The sequence below is a fragment of the Oleiphilus sp. HI0132 genome (assembly GCF_001635845.1).
On sequence record NZ_LWGJ01001069.1, the window covers coordinates 1 to 808 of the forward strand.

The following is an 808-nucleotide window of genomic DNA, read 5'->3' on the forward strand; positions in this document are numbered from 1 at the left end:
AATAGACAGCGCAGTAACTCCTAAAAAACAATAATGATCAATAGAGGTTTACCGTATGTTATTAAGTCATGTCCCTGGAATGTTCACACACCCCGATGAAGAGTGGGAATCAATAAGAAAAGAACATTCAAGCCCGCTTAAGATGGCCGCCTATATCTGCCTTCTCGCCTTGATTGCCCCAGTATGCGCCTACATTTCAACCACTCAATATGGTTGGCAAGTGGGTGAAGGTCAGTTAGTTTACCTTTCTCAATCGAGTGCAATGACGCTCAGTATTTTGACTTATGTCGCCATGGTCGCGGGCATTTACTTTATTGGCTTTATGATTGACTGGATGTCTCGCAACTATGGCAGTGGCCATGATGAGTTTGCCGCGAACGGAATAGCACTCGTCGCTTACTCCTGCACGCCTCTGTTCCTAGCTGGTTTAGCACCACTGTACCCAGAGCCTTGGGTGAATGCTGCTATTTTCCTCGCAGCAGCGGGTTATGCAGCTTACCTGATGTATGACGGTTTACCTCATGTACTGAAGATATCCCAGGATCAAGCCTTCTTCTTTGTCGGTGCGATATTAACAGTTTCTCTGGTTTATCTGGTGACAACATTAATCGGCACCGTCATTATTTGGAGCATGGGCGCTGGCCCAGAGTTTGTCACACGTTAAAGGGCAAACACTAAAAAGGAAATACCAAAACGCAGAAGGGGACTTATATTAAGCCCCCTTCTCATTTCATATGCCACTTACCACTGCAAACGAATATCTTTCATACGCTGTTTATCTGCTGGTAGCGTCGNCGCAGTATCCGGA

The 808-nt window shown here is 45.8% G+C and carries 1 protein-coding gene; it reads left to right on the plus strand.

What is annotated here, in order from left to right:
* Positions 1-55: 55 nt before the first annotated feature.
* Positions 56-664, plus strand: a complete 609-nt coding sequence (locus tag A3766_RS13545; protein WP_068554227.1) for a Yip1 family protein — start codon at positions 56-58, stop codon at positions 662-664.
* Positions 665-808 lie beyond the last annotated feature (144 nt).

Excerpts from the sequence above, each read along its gene's own strand:
- A3766_RS13545 (WP_068554227.1), top strand. The coding sequence starts at position 56 with ATGTTATTAAGTCATGTCCCTGGAATGTTCACACACCCCGATGAAGAG.